Origin of the sequence: Acuticoccus mangrovi, from assembly GCF_016411865.1 — a bacterium.
In the GTDB taxonomy this organism is placed as follows: Bacteria; Pseudomonadota; Alphaproteobacteria; order Rhizobiales; family Amorphaceae; genus Acuticoccus; species Acuticoccus mangrovi.
This window is the reverse complement of the sequence record NZ_JAEKJA010000010.1, coordinates 215,171-233,088: the sequence shown is the minus strand read 5'-3', so window position 1 is coordinate 233,088 and position 17,918 is coordinate 215,171. Positions and strand designations below refer to the sequence as shown.

The 17,918-nt window shown below is 69.1% G+C and carries 17 protein-coding genes; 10 read left to right on the top strand and 7 right to left on the bottom strand.

The genetic code is table 11. The annotated features are described in order from the left end of the window. Positions 1–4: 4 nt before the first annotated feature. The 4 genes from JCR33_RS13745 to JCR33_RS13730 all read left to right on the top strand — a co-directional run bounded on the left by JCR33_RS13745 (position 5) and on the right by JCR33_RS13730 (position 2,782). The gene (locus JCR33_RS13745; protein ID WP_198882654.1) at positions 5–385 is read left to right on the top strand and encodes a Rid family hydrolase; all 381 of its coding nucleotides are present in this window, start codon (positions 5–7) and stop codon (positions 383–385) included. Between the two features lie 63 nt (positions 386–448). Beyond that, positions 449–1,192 carry an ABC transporter permease gene (locus JCR33_RS13740; protein WP_332461188.1) on the top strand — a complete coding sequence of 248 codons (744 nt, stop codon included), beginning with the start codon at positions 449–451 and terminating at the stop codon, positions 1,190–1,192. Positions 1,193–1,202: 10 nt separating this feature from the next. Next, entirely contained in the window at positions 1,203–2,000 is a 798-nt protein-coding gene (gene rutD / locus JCR33_RS13735) for a pyrimidine utilization protein D (RefSeq protein WP_198882652.1), read from the top strand. Continuing rightward, complete coding sequence (locus tag JCR33_RS13730) at positions 1,997–2,782, top strand: ABC transporter ATP-binding protein (RefSeq protein ID WP_198882651.1); 786 nt, start codon at positions 1,997–1,999, stop codon at positions 2,780–2,782. The genes rutD and JCR33_RS13730 overlap by 4 nt, the downstream gene beginning before the upstream one ends. 39 nt (positions 2,783–2,821) lie before the next feature. On the opposite strand, the gene JCR33_RS13725 is transcribed toward JCR33_RS13730, so the two are convergent. Together JCR33_RS13725 and JCR33_RS13720 are read right to left on the bottom strand one after the other, a co-directional pair. Further along, positions 2,822–3,676, bottom strand: coding sequence for a TauD/TfdA dioxygenase family protein (locus JCR33_RS13725; RefSeq protein WP_198882650.1), 855 nt, complete (start codon positions 3,674–3,676; stop codon positions 2,822–2,824). Then, on the bottom strand, positions 3,676–4,575 hold the full coding sequence (locus JCR33_RS13720; protein WP_198882649.1) for a TauD/TfdA dioxygenase family protein: 900 nt from the start codon (positions 4,573–4,575) through the stop codon (positions 3,676–3,678). The genes JCR33_RS13725 and JCR33_RS13720 overlap by 1 nt, the downstream gene beginning before the upstream one ends. Positions 4,576–4,806: 231 nt before the next feature. On the opposite strand from JCR33_RS13720, the gene JCR33_RS13715 reads away from it, so the two are divergent. The 4 genes from JCR33_RS13715 (at position 4,807) to JCR33_RS13700 (ending at position 10,285) form a co-directional block, all read left to right on the top strand. Continuing rightward, entirely contained in the window at positions 4,807–6,276 is a 1,470-nt protein-coding gene (locus JCR33_RS13715) for an ABC transporter substrate-binding protein (protein ID WP_211110282.1), read from the top strand. A 67-nt stretch (positions 6,277–6,343) separates the two neighbouring features. Beyond that, the gene (locus tag JCR33_RS13710; RefSeq protein ID WP_198882647.1) at positions 6,344–7,300 is read left to right on the top strand and encodes an ABC transporter permease; all 957 of its coding nucleotides are present in this window, start codon (positions 6,344–6,346) and stop codon (positions 7,298–7,300) included. Further along, the gene (locus JCR33_RS13705; protein WP_198882646.1) at positions 7,281–8,162 is read left to right on the top strand and encodes an ABC transporter permease; all 882 of its coding nucleotides are present in this window, start codon (positions 7,281–7,283) and stop codon (positions 8,160–8,162) included. Before JCR33_RS13710 ends, JCR33_RS13705 begins: the two co-directional genes overlap by 20 nt. Beyond that, positions 8,162–10,285: a dipeptide ABC transporter ATP-binding protein gene (locus JCR33_RS13700; RefSeq protein ID WP_198882645.1), complete on the top strand. Its 2,124-nt coding sequence runs from the start codon at positions 8,162–8,164 to the stop codon at positions 10,283–10,285. Before JCR33_RS13705 ends, JCR33_RS13700 begins: the two co-directional genes overlap by 1 nt. Positions 10,286–10,288: 3 nt before the next feature. Here the strand turns inward: JCR33_RS13700 and JCR33_RS13695 are convergent, their stop codons facing one another. The 5 genes from JCR33_RS13695 to acdA form a co-directional block, all read right to left on the bottom strand. Beyond that, complete coding sequence (locus tag JCR33_RS13695; RefSeq protein ID WP_198882644.1) at positions 10,289–12,532, bottom strand: LamG domain-containing protein; 2,244 nt, start codon at positions 12,530–12,532, stop codon at positions 10,289–10,291. Continuing rightward, a complete protein-coding gene (locus JCR33_RS13690) occupies positions 12,525–12,857 on the bottom strand; it encodes a hypothetical protein (protein ID WP_198882643.1) in 333 nt (110 codons plus the stop codon). Before JCR33_RS13690 ends, JCR33_RS13695 begins: the two co-directional genes overlap by 8 nt. Positions 12,858–12,955: 98 nt before the next feature. Continuing rightward, positions 12,956–13,552: a transglycosylase SLT domain-containing protein gene (locus JCR33_RS13685; protein ID WP_198882642.1), complete on the bottom strand. Its 597-nt coding sequence runs from the start codon at positions 13,550–13,552 to the stop codon at positions 12,956–12,958. A gap of 88 nt (positions 13,553–13,640) precedes the next feature. Beyond that, positions 13,641–14,225, bottom strand: a complete 585-nt coding sequence (locus tag JCR33_RS13680) for a peroxidase-related enzyme (RefSeq protein WP_198882641.1) — start codon at positions 14,223–14,225, stop codon at positions 13,641–13,643. A gap of 51 nt (positions 14,226–14,276) precedes the next feature. Next, positions 14,277–15,509: a 3-sulfinopropanoyl-CoA desulfinase gene (gene acdA, locus JCR33_RS13675; protein ID WP_198882640.1), complete on the bottom strand. Its 1,233-nt coding sequence runs from the start codon at positions 15,507–15,509 to the stop codon at positions 14,277–14,279. A gap of 93 nt (positions 15,510–15,602) precedes the next feature. On the opposite strand from acdA, the gene JCR33_RS13670 reads away from it, so the two are divergent. Beyond that, complete coding sequence (locus JCR33_RS13670; RefSeq protein WP_198882639.1) at positions 15,603–16,463, top strand: LysR family transcriptional regulator; 861 nt, start codon at positions 15,603–15,605, stop codon at positions 16,461–16,463. 178 nt (positions 16,464–16,641) lie between these two features. Further along, positions 16,642–17,829: an MFS transporter gene (locus JCR33_RS13665; protein ID WP_198882638.1), complete on the top strand. Its 1,188-nt coding sequence runs from the start codon at positions 16,642–16,644 to the stop codon at positions 17,827–17,829. Positions 17,830–17,918 lie beyond the last annotated feature (89 nt).

Genomic DNA, 17,918 nt, shown 5'->3' with positions numbered 1-17,918 from the left:
ATCGATGTTCGTTCCCGTCACCCCGAAGGGCGCGTCGAAGCCCATCGCGCCCTATGTGCACGGCTCCAAGGCGAGCGGCGAGCCGCTTTACGTCGCCGGCACCCTCGCCATTTCGGCCGAGGGCGAGAGCCTCCATGTGGGCGACATCAAGGCCCAGACCCGCTACGTCATCGAGCAGATCCTCGCGGTGGTGGAGGCCGCCGGCGGCAAGCCCACCGACATCGCCTACAACATGATCATGCTGAAGCAGCGATCGGACTACGCCGCCTTCAACGAAGTCTATGCCGAGTTCTTCGGCGCCGCGCCGCCGGCCCGCTACTGCATCATTTGCGAGCTGGTGCGCGACGAGTTCCTCGTCGAGATCGCCTCGATCGCCCACATCTGAGGCGGCGGGCGCACCATGGCCGATCCGGCAAGTCCCCCCAAGGCCCCCGCGACGCGCGCCCCGGTGAGCGGGACGCGCATCCTCCTCTACCAGTTCCTCGTCCTCGCCGTGATCCTCGCGGCGTGGGAGATCCTGATCCACCTCGGCGTGATCAAGGCCTACATCTACGGCACGCCCTCCGGCGTCATCGCCGCGTTCGGCGAGCAGATCGCCTCGGGCGTCTTGATCCGCCACTTCTGGGTGACGCTGCAGGAGGTGATCCTCGGCTTCCTGATCGGCAGCCTGTTCGGCACGCTGAGCGGCCTCGCCCTGTGGCTGTCGCCATTATGGGCGCGCATCCTCCACCCCTATATGGTCGCCCTCAACGGGGTGCCGAAGATCTCGCTGGCACCGCTCATCGTGGTGTGGTTCGGCCTCGGCATGGGCTCCAAGGTGGCGATCGCGGCGATCATTACCTTCATCGTCGCCTTCATCACCTCCTACAACGGCACCCAGCAGGTGGATCAGGACTGGGTGCGCCTGATGCGCTCGCTCGGCGCGCGACCGCTGCAGATCTTCCGCACCATCATCGTGCCGGGGAGCCTGCCGTGGGTGGTGGCCGCCTTCCGCCTCAACGTGGGCTTCGCCCTCATCGGCGCGGTGGTGGGCGAGTACATCTCCGCCGAGGAAGGGCTCGGCTACCACGTCTACTATTCCGGCCAGCTCTACGATCTCGACAGCGTCTGGGTCGGGATCTTCTCCCTGATGATCATGGCGCTGATGCTCGAAGTCGTCGTCGCCTGGATCGAAAAACGCCTCACCTACTAGGACCCGCCCCATGCCCTTTGCGCCCGTCACCGACGCAGAACTCTACTACGAGGAGCACGGCACCGGCTTTCCCGTCATGATGGTGGCGGGGCTCGGGGGTGTCGGCGCCTACTGGAACCCCCAGATCGAGGCCTTCGCTCAATCGTATCGCGTGATCCTGCACGATCATCGCGGCACGGGCCAAAGCTCGCGCTCCAAGATCGCCTACTCGCTGGAGCAGATGGCCGACGACACGCTGAAGCTGATGGACGCGCTCGACATCGAGAAGGCGCACCTCGTGGGCCACTCCACCGGCGGGGCCATCGCCCAGATCCTGTGCGTGACCCACCCGGACCGCATCGCCAGGCCGGTGATGGCCTCCACCTGGACGAAGGCGGACGGCTTCTTCCGCCGCTGCTTCGAGGTGCGCAAGGAGCTTCTCCTTGCCGCCGGCGCCGACGCCTACGTGAAGGCGACGCCGATCTTCCTGCATCCGAGCTGGTGGATCCGCGACAATATCGAAAAGCTGGAGAAGGCCGAGGCGACCGTCTACGGCGCCAATCCCGACATCGACATCATGGCGAGCCGCATCGACGCCCTCCTCGCCTTCGACTGGACCGCCCGTCTCGGCGAGATCACCCACGAGACGCTGGTGCTCGGCGTCGCCAACGACCATCTGACGCCGGCCTACTACTCGCACGAGCTCGGCACGCTGATCCCGAACGCCGAGGTGATGATCATGGCCGACGGCGCCCACGCCGCCAGCCAGACGATGCCGGACGAGTTCAACCGCATCGTGCTCGACTTCCTGCGGGAAGGGTCCGCGTGAGCGAGGCCGTTCTCGCCGCCCACGGCGTCCGCGTCGTCTACAACGAGGGGACGGAGAGCGCCGTCGAGGCGGTCCACGACATCTCGCTCGAGCTCCACAGCGGCGAGGTGCTCGCCCTCGTCGGCCCGTCGGGCTGCGGCAAGACCACCCTCTTCAACGCCATCGCCGGGCTGATCCCGATCCAGGGGGGCAGCGTCACCGTGTCGGGCGAGCGGGTGGACCGGGCCGCCGGGCACGTCGGCTACATGCTCCAGAAGGACCTGCTGCTTCCCTGGCGCAGCGTCACGCAGAACGTGACGCTGGGGCTCGAGGTACGCGGCGTGCGCGGCGCCAAGGCCCGCGCGATCGCCGAGGAGCTGATCGAGCGCTACGGCCTCAAGGGGTTCGAGAACGCCAAGCCCGCCGCCCTATCCGGTGGCATGCGCCAGCGCGTGGCGCTGATGCGCACCCTCGCCTTCGATCCCGAAGTCGTGCTCCTCGACGAGCCCTTCTCCGCCCTCGACTTCCAGACCCGTCTGCTGCTGCAGGCCGACGTGAAGCGCATCATCCGCGAGGAGAGCAAGAGCGTCATCCTGATCACCCACGACATCGGCGAGGCGATCTCGATGGCCGACCGCATCGTGCTCCTCACCAATCGCCCGGCACGGGTCAAGGACGTCTACGAGGTGGGCATCGACGAGACCGCCGACGATCCCGTCGCCGTGCGCGCCCACCCACGCTACCAGGAGCTCTTCACCACCATCTGGAACGAGCTGGAGCTGTCGCCCCGGCCGACGAGGTGAGGCCGAGGCGACAGGAGGACGGGCCGCCCCGCCGACGGGTCAGGCCGGCACCTCGTTGCCGTTGAGGGCGACGCGGTGGAGGAGGCGCGTCTGGCCGTGGAAGGTGTAGGGCGTGGTGGAGTGGAACATGCAGCGGTTGTCCCACACCACCATGTCGCCGGGGCGGTAGGCGTGCGAGTAGACGTACTCGTCGGCGAGCCCCGGCGCCATCAGCTCTTCGATGAACTCGGCGCTCTCCTCCGGATCCATGCCGTCGATGGTGACCATCTCGGCCGGCGTCACCCAGAGCGCCTTGCGCCCCGTCGCCGGATGGGTGCGCACCAGCGGATGCACCACGTCGTCCCACGTCTTCACCGCCCGCTCGTGCATGGCGTTGCCCGACGCGGCGTTCACCTTGTTGACGATGTTCTTGTAGTTGTAGCGCACCTTCATCCCGTCGATGCGCGCCTTCATCGCGTCCGACAGCAGCTCGTAGGCGGTGTAGCCGCTGGCAAACAGCGTCTCCCCACCCTTTTCGGGCGCCTCGATGCAATAGAGCTGGGTCGCGACGCAGGGCAATTCGCGCGAGGTGCCGTCGGTGTGCCACTCGATCCCGAGCTTGTTCAGAAGGGCGATGGGTTTGCCCTCCTTCTCCGCGTTGCCGAGGAGCTGCACCTCCGGAAAGTCGGGGAAGGTGTGCTCGGTGTAGATCGGCCGCCCGGGACCGTGCGGAAAGGCACGGGCGAACGCCACCTCGTCGGCCGGCGCGAGGGTCTGGTCGCGGAACACCAGGAGACCGTAGGCGTGGAAGGCGTCGAGGATCTCGGCCATCAGCGCGGCGTCGGCGGCGGCGAGATCGACGCCCGTGACCTCGGCGCCGCAGGCGGGAAGGATCGGCTGGAATTCCATGGCCATCACTGGGCCTCCATCACGGGCGCGGGCACGGCCGCGGGGCTCTCGTCCATCTCGTAGGCAATGCAGCGATGAACGAGGCGCACCTCGTTCTGGTAGTTGTACTCGGTGGTCGAATGCAGCGCCGATGAATTGTCGTGCAGCACGATGTCGCCCACCTCGTAGTGGTGCGCGTAGACGAGGCCCGGCCGCGTCACGTGCTGCACGATGTCGAGGGCGATCTGATAGCTCTCCTCCGGAGAATAGCCTTCGATGTAGACCATCTCCTCGGGGGTGATGAACACGGCTTCCTCGCCGGTCAGCGGATGCGGACGCAGGACGAGATGCGCGGAATCCTTGTAGCGCGCCTTCTCGGCGTCGGTGAGGTGGACGCCGTTCTTGCTGGCGTTGGTCAGCTTGGCGTGGATGACGCGGTAGTTGTAGACGGCGCGGCGCCCTTCCACCTTGGCCCTGAGCGCCGGCGGCAGCGTCTTCGCGGCGTGGACGCTGCTCGCGTAGAGCGTGTCGCCGCCGACCTTGGGCGTTTCGACGGCGTAGAGCGAGGTGACCACCTGGCGGAAGGGCCGGCCGGTGGCGTCCGAGTGCCACTCGATGCCCACCTCGTTCATGAAGGCGATGGGCTCACCGTTGGCGTCCTTGGCGTTGCCGAGGCGGGCGACGCCTTCGTCGTCGGGGTGGTTGAACGTCTTGCGCGGGCCCACCATCACGGTGCCGAAGCGGCGCATCAGGTCGGCCTGCTGGCCGGGCGTCAGCGTCTGGTTCCGGACGAGGACGATGCCGCGTTCCGCCAGGATCCGGCGGAAGGCGGCGAAGGTGGACGGCTCCATCGGTGTCGCGAGATCCAGGCCGTGAATCACGGCGCCAAGGGTCTCCGTCAGCGGCTCGCTCTGCAATTGGCTCATCTCGTCTCCTCCTGGAGCGCCGGCGCTGCATCGCCGCCAGCGCGCACCCGATCGTATACAAAAAATATGCCAAAGCCCCGGTTTTACGGGCATGTGGCACATGAGTTGCTGTGCGCTGAAGGCAAGCGCGTCGGCCGGTCTAATTCGACACGCTCCAACCTCTGGAGGGAATTCATGCGCTATCGCATAAGTGTTCCGCGCACAGTACGCGCTCTATTTTTGGCGTCGACGGTGGCCTTTGCCGGCGCTCTCGCCGCGTCGGCCGCCTCGGCGGCGGATGATCTGACGATCTCCTACACCGTCACGCCCGATACTCTCGACCCGGCGAAGATGAAGACCGGCGTCGAGTACGCGTACTCGCTGCTCGTGTTCAACGGGCTGACCGGCTACGACGACCAGCTCAACGTGGTGCCCGACCTCGCCGAGAGCTGGTCCGCGTCCGACGATCTGAAGACCTGGACCTTCAAGCTGCGCGACGACGTGACCTGGCATGACGGCCGCCCGTTCGTGGCCGAGGACGTGCTCGCCACCATGAAGCGCATGCTCGACCCCGAGGTGGGCTCGCGCATGCGGGTGAACTTCGAGCTGATCGAGGACATGTCGGCGCCCGACGAGCACACCGTCGTGTTCAATCTGAAGCTGCCCTACTCCACCTTCCCGGCCCTCTTCGGCGGCTACCAGGCCCGCATCGTGCCGTACGACCATATCGACACGCTGACGACCCATCCGATCGGCACCGGCGCCTTCAAGTTCGTGGAGTACCTGCCCGGCGACCGCCTCGTGATGGAGAAGAACCCCGACTATTTCGTCGAAGGCCAGCCGAAGCTCGACAAGGTGACGATGCGCATCATCCCCGAGTTCGCCACCGCCACGGCGGCGCTCGAGGCGGGCGAGGTCGACATCGTCTGGGACATTCCGCCGGAGGAGCAGGAGAAGCTCGCCTCGAGCAGCGTCGCGCACGTGGACTTCGTCCCGACCGGCTCCTGGCACGGCATCATCATGCACAACGAGAAGGAGCCCTTCACCGACAAGAAGGTGCGCCAGGCCGTCTACGCGCTGATCGACAAGCCGCTCTTCGCCGAGATCGCGATGTTCGGCGCGGCGACCCCCACCCACTCGCCGATCCCGCCGACGTCGCCCTACTTCGACAAGGACATCCCGATCGGCACGGCCGACGTGGAGAAGGCGAAGGCGCTGCTTGCCGAAGCGGGCTTCCCGAACGGCTTCGAGCAGACGATCTACGTCCCGGCCGAGTCCTCGGCGATGGAGCGCCTCGCGGTGTCCTTCCGCGACGCGGCGCGCCAGGCGGGCATCACCATCGACATCCAGCCGATCCCGAGCGACCGCTTCTTCTCCGAATATGAAGGCAAGGTGCCGCTCTTCACCACCAACTTCTACGGCCGCACCACCATGGACACGATGCTCTATCCGTGGCTGCACAGCTCCGGCTCGTGGAACAACAATCTGTGGCACTTCTCCAACCCGGAGATGGACAAGATCCTCGACGACGCCCGCATCACCACCGACGAGGAGACCCTCGCCGGCTTCTACAAGCGCGTTCAGGAGATCGTCGTGGAGGACGTGCCCGGGGTGGTCGTCTACCAGCTCAACCACGCCAACGGGGTGCACGAGCGGGTGGAGGGCTTCAAGTCCTCGCCGCTGATGTGGCCGGACCTGCGCGGCGTGTCGCTGAAGAACTGATGCCGATCGCCGCCGCGGTTCGAAGCCGCGGCGGCGACGCCGGCCTGCGGCCCAACGGGAGCGCCCCATGATCGCCTACGCCGCCCAACGCCTCGTCTTCGTCGTGTTCATCCTGGTGGCGATGTCGCTGTTGGTGTTCGCCGCGATCTACGCCCTGCCGGGCAACACCGCCGCCATCATGCTCGGCCAGTTCGCGACGCCCGATTCGCTCGCCGCGATGGAGGCGAAGATGGGGCTCAACGACAACTTCTTCGTGCAATATTGGCGTTGGGCGTCGGCGTTCGCCACCGGTGACCTCGGGCAGTCGATGGTGATGGAGCGGCCCGTCGCCCCGATCCTGTGGGACGCGATGGCGAAGTCCACCATCCTCGCCGCCGCCTCGCTGTTCTTCGTCGCCGTGATCGGCATCGTGCTCGGCGTCGTCGCCGCCGTGCGCCGCGGCCGGCCGATCGACGGGGCGATCGCGATCTTCACCTATCTCGGGATCTCGGTGCCGGAATTCTTCTGGGGCATCGTGCTGATCCTCGTCTTCGCGAGCTGGTTCGATCTCCTCCCGACGATGGGCTACGCGAGCCTGTCCGACGGGATCGGCCCCTTCCTCGCCCACCTCGTGCTGCCCGTCGTCACCTTGACGCTGACGCTGATCGCCCACGTCAGCCGCATGACGCGCTCGAGCATGCTCGAGGTGCTGCAGTCGAACTACGTGCGCGCCGCCCGGGCGCGGGGACTGCCGGAGCGGCGCGTGCTGCGCCACCACGCGCTGCGCAACGGGCTCCTGCCGTCGATCACCGTGCTCGCCCAGGATTTCGGCTGGCTGATCGGGTCGATCGTCGTCATCGAGACGGTGTTCGCCTATCCGGGCGTCGGCCGGCTCCTGATCTTCGCGATCCAGCGCCAGGACATTCCCGTCGTCCTCGCCGTCATTCTCGTCATCACCGCGGTCTACGCGCTCGCGAACCTCGCGGCGGACCTGATGTACGCCTACCTCAACCCAAGGATCCGCTATGGCCGAAGCGTCGGTTGATCTGGAGGCCGCGCCGATCGCGCCGCGACGGCGCGCGCGGCGCCGACCGCTGCCGTCCTCGCTCGTCGCCGGCGGCCTCGTCTTCGCCGCGATCATCCTCGTGGCGATCTTCGCGCCGCTCATCGCCCCCTACCCGTTCGACGAGATGCACATCCGCGACCGCTTCCATGCGCCCTCCCTCACCTACCTCGCGGGCACGGACGAATATGGTCGCGACGTCTTCTCGCGCATGATCTACGGCGCCCGCCTCTCGCTCTTCATGGGCGTGCTCGCGACGCTCGTGAGCCTCGTCATCGGGGTGCCCCTCGGCCTCCTCTCCGGCTACATGCGCGGCGCCGTCGACGAGGCGGTGATGCGCATCCTCGACATCATGATGGCATTTCCGCCGATCATGCTCGTCCTTCTCATCATCACCCTCACCGAGCCGAGCCTGTGGAAGACGTCGGTGGCGGTGGGCTTTCTCTTCGTGCCCGCCATCGCCCGGCTAATGCGCAGCGTCTGCCTCGACCTTGCGGGCGAGGAATATGTGCTCGCCGCCCGCGCCCGCGGCGAAGGGGCGAGCTACATCCTCCTGCGCGAGATCCTGCCCAACGCGTGGCCGCCGATCATCGTGGAGGGCTCGTTGCGCGTCACCTTCGCCATCCTCTTGGCGGCGGTGCTCTCCTTCCTCGGCTTCGGCATCCAGCCGCCGGCCGCCGACTGGGGGCTGATGATCGCCCAGGCGCGCGGCTACATCGAGCGGGCGCCCTGGATCGTGCTCGCGCCAGGCCTCGCGATGTGCGTCACAGTGGTGGCGGTGAACCTCTTCGGCGACGGCCTGCGCGAATATCTCGACCCCCGCATGTCGGCACGGAGGGGCTGATGGACGACGCTCTCCTTTCCATCGAGAACCTCACCGTCACCTACGACACGCTGGCGGGTCCGGTGACGGCCGTCGACGACCTCAGCCTCGCGATCGGCCCGGGGCGGGCGGTCGGCCTCGTCGGCGAGAGCGGCTCGGGCAAGAGCACCGTCGCGGGTGCGGTCCTCGACCTCCTCGCCCCCGGCGCCGCCATCGACGGCGGCCGCATCCGCTTCGAGGGCACCGACCTTGCAAGCCACGACCGGGCGACGCGGCGCGCCCTCCTCGGCCGCCGTATCGGCTCGGTGTTCCAGGACCCCTTCACCTCGCTCAACCCGGCGATCCAGGTGGGTGACCAGATCGCCGAGCCGATGATGGTGCACCTCGGAGTCGGCGCGAGCGAGGCGCGTGCGATGACCCTGGAGCGCCTCGACGAGATGGGCTTTGCAAGGCCCGCCGAGATCGCCGGCGCCTATCCGCACCAGCTCAGCGGCGGCATGAAGCAGCGCGCGCTGATCGCCGCCGCCCTCGCCTGCGAGCCCAAGCTGATCATCCTCGACGAGCCCACCACCGCGCTCGACGTGACCATCGAGGCGCAAATCATCGACCTCCTGGAGCGGCTGCGGACCGAGAAGGGGCTGAGCTATCTCTTCATCAGCCACAATCTCGGCGTGGTGCGGCGGGTGTGCGAAGAGGTCTACGTGCTCTACGCCGGCCGCCTGATGGAGCGGGCCGACACCGACGCCCTCTTCGACCGCCCCTCCCACCCCTATACGCGCGGCCTGCTCGCCTCGCTGCCCCGCCTTCAGCCGCCGCATCGGGTGAAGCGCCTCTCCACCATCCCCGGCGAGCTGCCCGACCTCCTCGCCCCGCCGCCCGGCTGCATCTTCGAAGCGCGCTGTCCCTTCTCCGCCGAAGGCTGCGATCGGCCGCAGACCATCCGCGTGGCCGGCGTGCGGCAGATGACGCGCTGCCACCGTCACGCCGAGATCGCCGGCGAAGCGTGGCCGAGCCGCGCCCGCCTCGGCCACGACTTCAGTCGCAAGGGCTTCGGCGACGCCCTCGTCAACGTCGTCGGGCTCAAGAAGCGCTTCCGCATGGGTGGCCTCTTCGCCGGCATCAAGCTCAAGCCCGGGCTGCCGCCGCGCATCGTCAACGCGCCGCCGGTGGTGAAGGCCGTCGCGGGGATCGACCTCGTGATCCGCCCGGGCGAGGTGGTCGGCCTTGTGGGCGAATCGGGCTCCGGCAAGTCGACGCTCGGCCGCCTCCTCCTGCGCCTCGAGGACCCCACCGAGGGGGCGGTGGAGTATGACGGGCTCGCCATCGAGCGCCTCCCCCAGCGCGCCTTGCGCCCCTTCCGCAAGGAGGCGCAGATCGTGTTCCAGAACGCCGATTCCTCGCTCAACCCGCGCAAGACCGTGGGCGAGACGCTGCGGCGTCCGCTCGCCCTCTTCGGCATCGTGCCCGCGCGCGAGCGGGCGAAGCGGGTGGGCGACCTCCTGGAGATGGTGCGATTGCCGCGCGCCTATGCGACGCGCTATCCGCACCAGCTCTCCGGCGGCGAGAAGCAGCGGGTGGCGATCGCCCGCGCCCTCGCCACCGAGCCGAAATTCATCGTGTGCGACGAGCCGGTGTCGGCGCTCGACGTCTCGGTGCAGGCGGCGGTGGTGAACCTCCTCGCCGACTTGCGCGACGAGCTCGGCCTCTCCTACCTCTTCATCTCCCACGATCTCGCCGTGGTGGCGCAGCTCTCGGACCGCATCGCCGTGATGTATCGCGGCACGTTCGCCGAGACCGGCACCGCCGATCAGGTGCTGTCGCCGCCCTTCCATCCCTACACGCTGGTGCTTCTCGCCTCGGCCCCGCGTGTCGACGGATCGGCGATGCCGGACCGCTCGGCGCTGCTGCGCGACGCCGCGCCCGGGGCCGGCGCGCCCGACGGCGACGGCTGTCCCTTCTTCGCCCGCTGCCCCTCGCGCATCGAGGGGACGTGCGACGAGCTCCCCCCGCCCCGCCGCACGCCGGCGAAGGGCCACGCCATCGCCTGCCATCTGAAGCTCGATGCGCTGCCGACGCGCTTCGTCCCGGCCGCCCCGGCGATGGGGGCCGCCCCCGGCGCCGTCGCGAGCGCCGGGCCGGAGTGAGGCTCAGACCGCGTCCGTCGGCGGCATCTTGAAGGGCGTCGGGTCGCGGAAGCGGGCGAGCACGTTGCCGGTGAGGCGGGCGATGGGATTGTCGTAACCCGCGTGCGCCAGCGAGCCGGCGTAGCCGATCGACCCGACGGAGAACACCGCCCCGCCCCCCGGCACCTCGAAGAACACCATGTCGGCCCGCACGGGGTCGGGCGCCTCGGGATCGAGCGGGTCGTTCGGAAAGAGCTCCTCGGACTCCTCGTAGACGTTGGTGTGACCGCTCGAGGAGGCGACCACCAGCGCGTGCGGCGGGGTGCCCCGCCGCGGGTCGACGGCGTCGATCTCCACCCCGGCCGCACCGCCCAGCATCACGCCGAAGTCGCCGAAGACGTCCCCCTCGACGCCCTCGAAGATGAACGCGGCGCGCGGGTCGGCGGCGGCCGGGCGACGCCGATAGGGCTCGCCCCGGTCGAAGCCCTGGGAGACGAAGCCGACGCCGCTGATCGCCTGCGGCGCGCGCCCGAGGTCGCGCCACAGCCCGCCGTGCGCCCCGTTGAAGCTGTGATGGTCCTGGCCGGGCCCGGGGTTCCAGCGGGCGATGTTCTGGCGCGCCCGGCGCAGCTCGATCGCACCCGGCTTGTCGCGGCGGAAGACGACGTGCCAGTAGAAGCCGTTGCCGCCGAGATACATCAGCCGCCCGCCCCGCCGCGTGAAGGCGGCGAGCGCGTCGAGCATCGGCTTTGAGTAGTACTCGGGGTGGGCGCCGGTCACCACCACGCGCGCGCCGGCGAGGGCGGCGAGGCCGTCGGCGTCGAGATCCTCGTCGGTAAGCACGTCGAACGGGCCGTGCTGCTCCAGCCAGTCGATCACCAGGAGGTCGCAGGCGAAGTTGTTGTAGGCCATCCCGAGATCGGACTCGGTGGGGCGGAAGTTGGTGACCGGCCGCCGCATCGAGGAATAGTGCACGGCGCTGCCGTCGGCGTGGGTGTCGTAGGTGGAGCGGCCGAGGGGCTGGTCGAACATCATCAGATCGGTGGGATCGACCACCGTGAGGCGCCCGATCAGCCGGTCCGTATAGGGCGAGACGATGCGCACGCGGATGTTCGCGTAGGCCATGTAGGTGGCCGTCGGCAGCAGGAACACGGTGTCGGCCGCCGCACCCGGCGCGGGACGCACGACGAAGGGCACGTACCACTCCGCGTCCCCCGCCGTGAGGCGCGCGGCATAGACGCCGCTCGGCCAGTCGGCGGGAACGGGGATCGTGACGTCGGTCTGCCAGCCGGCGTCGTAGATGTCGTCGGAGTGAAAGTGGATGGCGCCGTAGTGGGCGGGGTCGAGGCGCCAGTCCCACACGCTGCCGTCCCAGTCGACCCCGGTCGCGGCGCGCATCGGCAGATTATATACGAACCCGTCCAGCCGATTGGGGCCGAGATCCACCACGCGATCGGTGGGGATCTCGGCGCTGAAGTCCCAGGCGCCGATCAGCGCGTCGGCGAGACCCGCCGGAACGCGGGGCGCGGCGAGCGCCGTCAGTCCTTCGGCGTCGAGCGCGCGGCCGGCGAGGCGCGGTCGTTCGATCTTGCCGTCGAAGAAACCGCCGCGGCGGTCGCCCTCGCCGCGCCAGGCGGCGACGAGCATCTCGTCGGCGGCGGGCGTCGGCCGCACCGTCGCCGTGGCGGTGGCGTCCGCCCGCCCCGGCCCCGGCTGCACGCGGTGACCCTCGAGGCGACGCACGTAGAGCGCCATCGCCCCCGTCGCGCCGTCGAAGGTGGCGGCGAGGAAATACCAGGTGCGCTCGGCGAGCACCCCGTCGGCCGTGAGGGCGACGCTCTCGCCGCCGTTGCCGATGCGCAGCGTCGGCCGGCCCTCGTCGATCTCCAGCGACCAGCCCGCCTCTCTGTCGTCCCGCCAGGCGGAGAGGATCGCCTGTCGCCCCGCCGCAAGCCGCGTCGGCCAGACGAAGGCGCTCACGCTGAAGGCCTCGAGGCCGCGCACCGGGGCCGGCAGGACGGCGCAGGAGCCGATGTCGATCGGCTGCCAGCGCGCCGGGTAGTCGCCCGCGGCGGACGAGGCGACCGGGCTCTCGCGGAACCCCGGCGGCGCGGGCGCGGTGGTCGGGGCATGGAGGCGGACGACGTCGAGCCGCCACTCTTCGGCACCCCGGCAGCTCACCTTGAGCGGCACTCTGCCGCCGGCGACGACGCTCGTCTCCCCGGCGTAGGCCATCAACTCCGTGTCCGGGCGGATCGGGCTACTCATGGGTCGCCTCCGGACCCGAGAGCCCATCGAGCGAGGTGCCGTAGAGCGAGGCCCAGCGGCGGCGGAAGATCACCCACTCGGCCGCGAGCTGGCTATGGAAGGGCGGATCGGCGAGAAGACGCGGGCGCGGCGGCTCGCCCTCGAGCACGGCGAGGTGCCACGTCGCTCCCCGCTCGGTCTCGACGAGCAGCGGCTTGCCGCCCTCCACGCTCACGAGGCGGAGCGTATCGAGGAGCGCCTGCAGCTCCGGCCCCTTCTTGCCGTAGGGATCGGCGCACCACTCCTCGACGAGGCGCAGCCTCGTCGGCTCGCTCTCTTCCACCATCGGCCGCCCTCCCCGTTGTTTCTACGGAGACTTACGGCAAGAGCCGTGCCAGTGGCCGGCCGCACGCACCTCGCCCGCCAAGGCGCGGGGGCCGCAGATCAGAGGCGGCAATCGGCGAGCTGGGCCTGGTAGGACTGGGCGAAGTTCGCCGTCCGCGCCGCCGTGCGGCGGATGCCGGCGTCGTCCTGCCAGCTCCCCCGCCCATAGCCGCTCCAGCCGGTGCGGTAGCTGAGATAGAGCGAATAGGCGTCGTCGCGGGGAACGCCGTAGAGGTTGATGGTCTTCGCATAGTACCAGCCGACGAAGTCGACGGAGGAGCCGAAGTCGCCCCGCCGCGCCATCGACTGACCGGTTTCCTTGCGATACTGCGCCCAGGTGCCATTGAGCGCCTGCGAGTAGCCGTAGGCGGTCGACTGGCGCTTGCCGGGAATGAAGCCCATCACCTTGCGCCGCGGCGGGCGAGCGTTGCCCTGGAAGCCGGACTCCACGCGCATCGTCGCCATCAATATGTGCACGGGAATGCCGTATTTTCGCTCGGCCTTCTTCGCATCGGCATACCAGTTGTCGAACATGCCGCTACGTTGGGAGAAGACGGAGCACACGTCGTTGATGCTCGTCGGCGGCGTGGAGCCGCAGCCCGCCAACAGGAGCAGGCCCGCAACGATCCCCGGGAGGGTCAGCCAACGTGTGCACATGAGGAAGGGGGTACGCCCCCCTCCTTAAATCGGCCTTCGCGGGAATGGTTAGCATCGCCCCGACAGTTCCCGTCGATTTGTCGAGGCCTCAGCCGATGTCCCGCCCCATGGTGTAGAATTCGGCATTGGGGCGCATGTTGGTGACGTTGGCCATGCGGTTGGAGAGGCCGAAGAAGGCGGCAATGGCGGCGATGTCCCAAGCGTCGTCCTCGCTGAAGCCGTGCGCCTTCAGCCGCTCGAAATCCGCATCGCCCACCCCGTAGGCCTCGGCCGATACCTTGACGGCGAAGTCGAGCATCGCCTTCTGCCGGTCGGTGATGTCGGCCTTGCGGTAGTTCGTCGCCACCTGGTCGGCGACCAACCCGTCCTTGGCGCGGATGCGCAGGATGGCGCCATGCGCCACCACGCAATATTGGCACTGGTTGAGCCCGCTCGTCGCCACCACGATCATCTCCCGCTCGGCCTTGGTGAGGTTGCCGGGCTTTTCCATGAGGGCGTCGTGGTAGGCGAAGAAGGCGCGGAACTCGTCCGGCCGGTGCGCCAGCACCAGGAAGACGTTGGGGATGAAGCCCGCTTTCTCCTCCACCGCCAGAATGCGCTCGCGGATGTCGTCCGACATGTCCGCAAGGTCGGGCACCGGAAAGCGGCTGATGGGGTGGGCGGCTGCACTCACGGCGGGAGCTCCTCGTTTCTTATGGCACGCGCCGCAGTCGCGCGTGCCGCCTCACTCGGCGGCGGCCTGCGCGGCCTCGGCGCGGGCAAGGCGCGCGTAGCCGTCGCGCGTCTGCGGCGTCTTCATGCCGAGCACGGCACCCGCGATCTGGGTGCGCAGCACCTGCGCCGTGCCGCCGCCGATGGTGAACATCCTGACATCGCGCGCCATGCGCTCCAAGGGCTCCGCGTCGCCGTAGCCGCGGGCGCCGAACATCTGCAGCGCGTCGTTGACGACCCGGATCGCCGTCTCCGAGGCGAACAGCTTCGCCCGCGCGGCCATCGTCTTGTCGGGAAAGCCGGTGCCCGACGTCGCCGCCGACGCGGCCGCCGCCTCCAGCATCAGACGGGAGGCGTGAACCCCGGTGTCCATGTCGGCGAGCATCCACTGGAGGCCCTGGAACTCGGCGAGCGGACGGCCGAACTGGTGGCGCTCCAGGAGATAGCGCCGGGCGTGGTCGAGCGCCCCCGCCGCGACCCCCATGGCGATGGTCCCGGCGCCGACGCGCTGGCTGTTGTAGGCGCTCATCAGATCGGCGAACCCGCGGGCAAAGCCCGACGGCGGGCACAGCACCATCTCGTCGGGGACGAACACGTCGTCGAAGCGCAGCTCGGCCTCGGGCATACCGCAGAGCCCCATGGTGCGCTCGCGCCGCACGACGGTGAAGCCCGCCGGCCACTCCCCCTTCCGCGGGTCGGCGATGAGGATGAAGCCGCCGATCCCCTCCTCGCGCCCCCGCGCATCGTGGACGCGGGCGAACACCAGATGCACCCGCGAGACCCCACCGCCGGTGATCCAGTGCTTGTGGCCGGCGAGGCGATAGCCGCCGGCGACCCGTCGCGCCGTCGTCACCATCTCCCCGGCGGCGCTGCCGGCGGTCGGCTCGGTGATGCAGATCGCCGGCTTGTCGCCCGCGAGAACGAGCGGAGCGACGCGCTCCTTCTGCGCCGCCGAGCCGTAGGCCATGATGGCGCTGATCGCCCCCATGTTGGCTTCCACCACCACGCGCGCGGTCAGCGTGCAGGCCTTGGCGACCTCCTCGATCACCCCGCAGACTTCGAGAAAGCTGGCACCCCGCCCGCCGTACGCCGTCGGGATCGTCATGCCCATCAGCCCGGCCTCGGCGAGCTCGGCGACGTTCTGCCAGCAATAGTCGCGCGTGCGGTCCCACATCGCGGCGCGGGCGGCGAAACAGGTGGCGGCGAGCTGCCGGGCGACCTCGCGCGGCGAGGGGTCTGATGTCATCACGGCCTCCCGATAACGGTTTCGTGATCCTTCCGTCGCGCGCATCGCTGGTCAATTGAAGAAAAATTCTTCTTATCTTCAGAAATCATGAATTTGCGCGCGCTTCGGACCCTCGTCGAAATCGATCGCATCGGCTCCTTCGCCGCCGCGGCGGAGCGGTTGGGCATGACGCTCTCCACCCTCAGCGTGCAGATGAAGACGCTCGAGGACGAACTGCAGTTCGCCCTGTTCGATCGGCGGCATCGTCCGCCACAGATGACGCCGGCGGCCCGCCAGGTGGCCGTGCATGCGCGCACCATCCTCGCCGAGGTCGATGCCGTGCGAGGCCTCGGCGACGAGCCGGGCGCGCTGAAGGGCGTCCTGCGGGTCGGTTTCGTGGGGACGGCGAGCGTGCGCCTCCTACCGGACTTTCTGAGCGCGGCCGCCCTCCGGCAGCCGGCGGCGCGCTTTGAGGTGGAGAGCGGCCTATCGACCGACCTCCTGCGCCGCGTCGCCCGCGGCGAGCTCGACGCGGCGGTGGTGACCGAGAGCCCGGACATGCCGCTCGGCGTGCGCATCCATCGGCTCCGGCGCGAGGCGTTCGCCCTCGCCTGTCCGCAGGACGCCCCCCAGCGCGATCTCGTGCGCTGCTGCGCCGAGCTCGCCTTCATCCGCTTCCTGCCCTCGACCGGCATCGGGCTGATCGTCGACAACTATCTGCGCCACCATGCCGGCCCCGTCCGGGAGACGGTGACGCTCGATTCGGTGGAGGCGGTGATGGGCTGCGTGAACCGCGGCCTCGGCTTCGCGGTGCTGCCCGAGCCCGACGCGCGCCGCTACGCGAGCGCCGCCCATGTCGCCGCCCTCGATGCGCCCCCGCTGGAGCGCTATCTCAGCATCGCCGTGCAGGAGGACGGGCCCGGTGCCGTCCACGCCGAGGCCCTGCGAGACCTCTTCGAAGCCGTCGCCGCATAGCACCCGATCGCACGGGGCGGTCTGCGGATTGACTCCCATGTCCGAACTTTCTAAGGAGTGCGGCGTCAGCACAACCTGACCGTAAGCGTCTAACGTCAACCAACGCACTCAACGATCCTCGTCGGTCGGAGTGCGTTTTTTTGTGCGCCGCCGTTCGGGGAACAACCCGGATTTTGGTATGACTTCTCCATCGAGCCGTGATCCGGCGTTCGCGCGTCTTCTGCTGCTGACCGCCGTCCTGTTCATCTCCTATCTCTGCGTCGCGATCCCTCTGCCGATCGTGCCGGTCTACGTCGCCGCCCAACTCGGGCTCAGCAACGTGTGGGCCGGGCTCGCCGTCGGCGTCGCCTTTCTCGCCACCATCGTGACCCGCGGCCATGCCGGCAGCCTGTCGGATCGGCAGGGCGCCAAGATCGCCGTGGCGCGCGGGCTGGCCTTCTACATCCTCGGCGCGCTGGTGTCGCTCGCCGCCGCCGTGCCCGTCGGCGCGCCGACGACGGCCTTTCTCGTTCTCCTCGCCGGCCGGCTCCTCCTCGGCCTCGGCGAGAGCCTCGTCGGCGTCGGCGTGATCGCCTGGGGGGTCGGCGTCGTCGGCCCGGCGCGCGCCGGCAAGGTCCTGGCGCTCGCCGGTGCCGCGATGTATGGCGCCCTCGCCGTCGGCGGCCCGCTCGGCCTGGCGCTCTACGACGCGCTCGGCTTCGTCGGCGCGATGGCGGTCAGCGGCCTCCTGCCGCTGGTGGGGCTCGTCGTCGCGTTGCGGATCGTCGGCGTGCCGCCGCACCCGCATGCGGCGCGCCCGTCCTTCCTGACGGTGATCAACCGCATCAAGGCACACGGGTTGATCGTCTGCCTGCAAGGCATCGGGTTCGCCGCGATCGGCGCCTTCTTCGTCCTCTATTTCCATCACCGGGAGTGGAGCTATGCGGGGTTCGGCCTCACCGCGTTCGGCGGCGGCTTCGTTCTGGTGCGCGTGCTCTTCGGTCACCTGCCGGACCGCATCGGCGGCCTTCGGGTGGCGATCGGCTCCCTCGCGGTCGAAACGATCGGTCAAATCCTGATCTGGAGCGCCGACAACCCCGCCCTCGCCCTCCTCGGCGCCTTCATGACGGGGCTCGGGTGCTCGATGATCTTTCCGGCGATGGGGCGCGAAGTCATCCGTCTCGTCGACCCGCATCTGCGCGGCACCGCGCTCGGCGGCTTCGCCGCCTTCCAGGACCTCGCCTACGGCCTGACCGGCCCGCTGGCCGGCCTTCTCGCCGACCGCGCGGGCTACGGCAGCGTTTTCCTGGTCGGCAGCCTCGCCGCCGCCCTCGGCCTCGCCATCGCCCTCTCGCTGCGCATCCGGGAGCGGGGATCGGCGCCTTGAACGAACGGCTGCCTGGCGGCGAACTGGTTCAAACAAGCGCATACGCGATGGTAGACGAAAGGGACATCCGGTATGCACGCCCAGCGCGA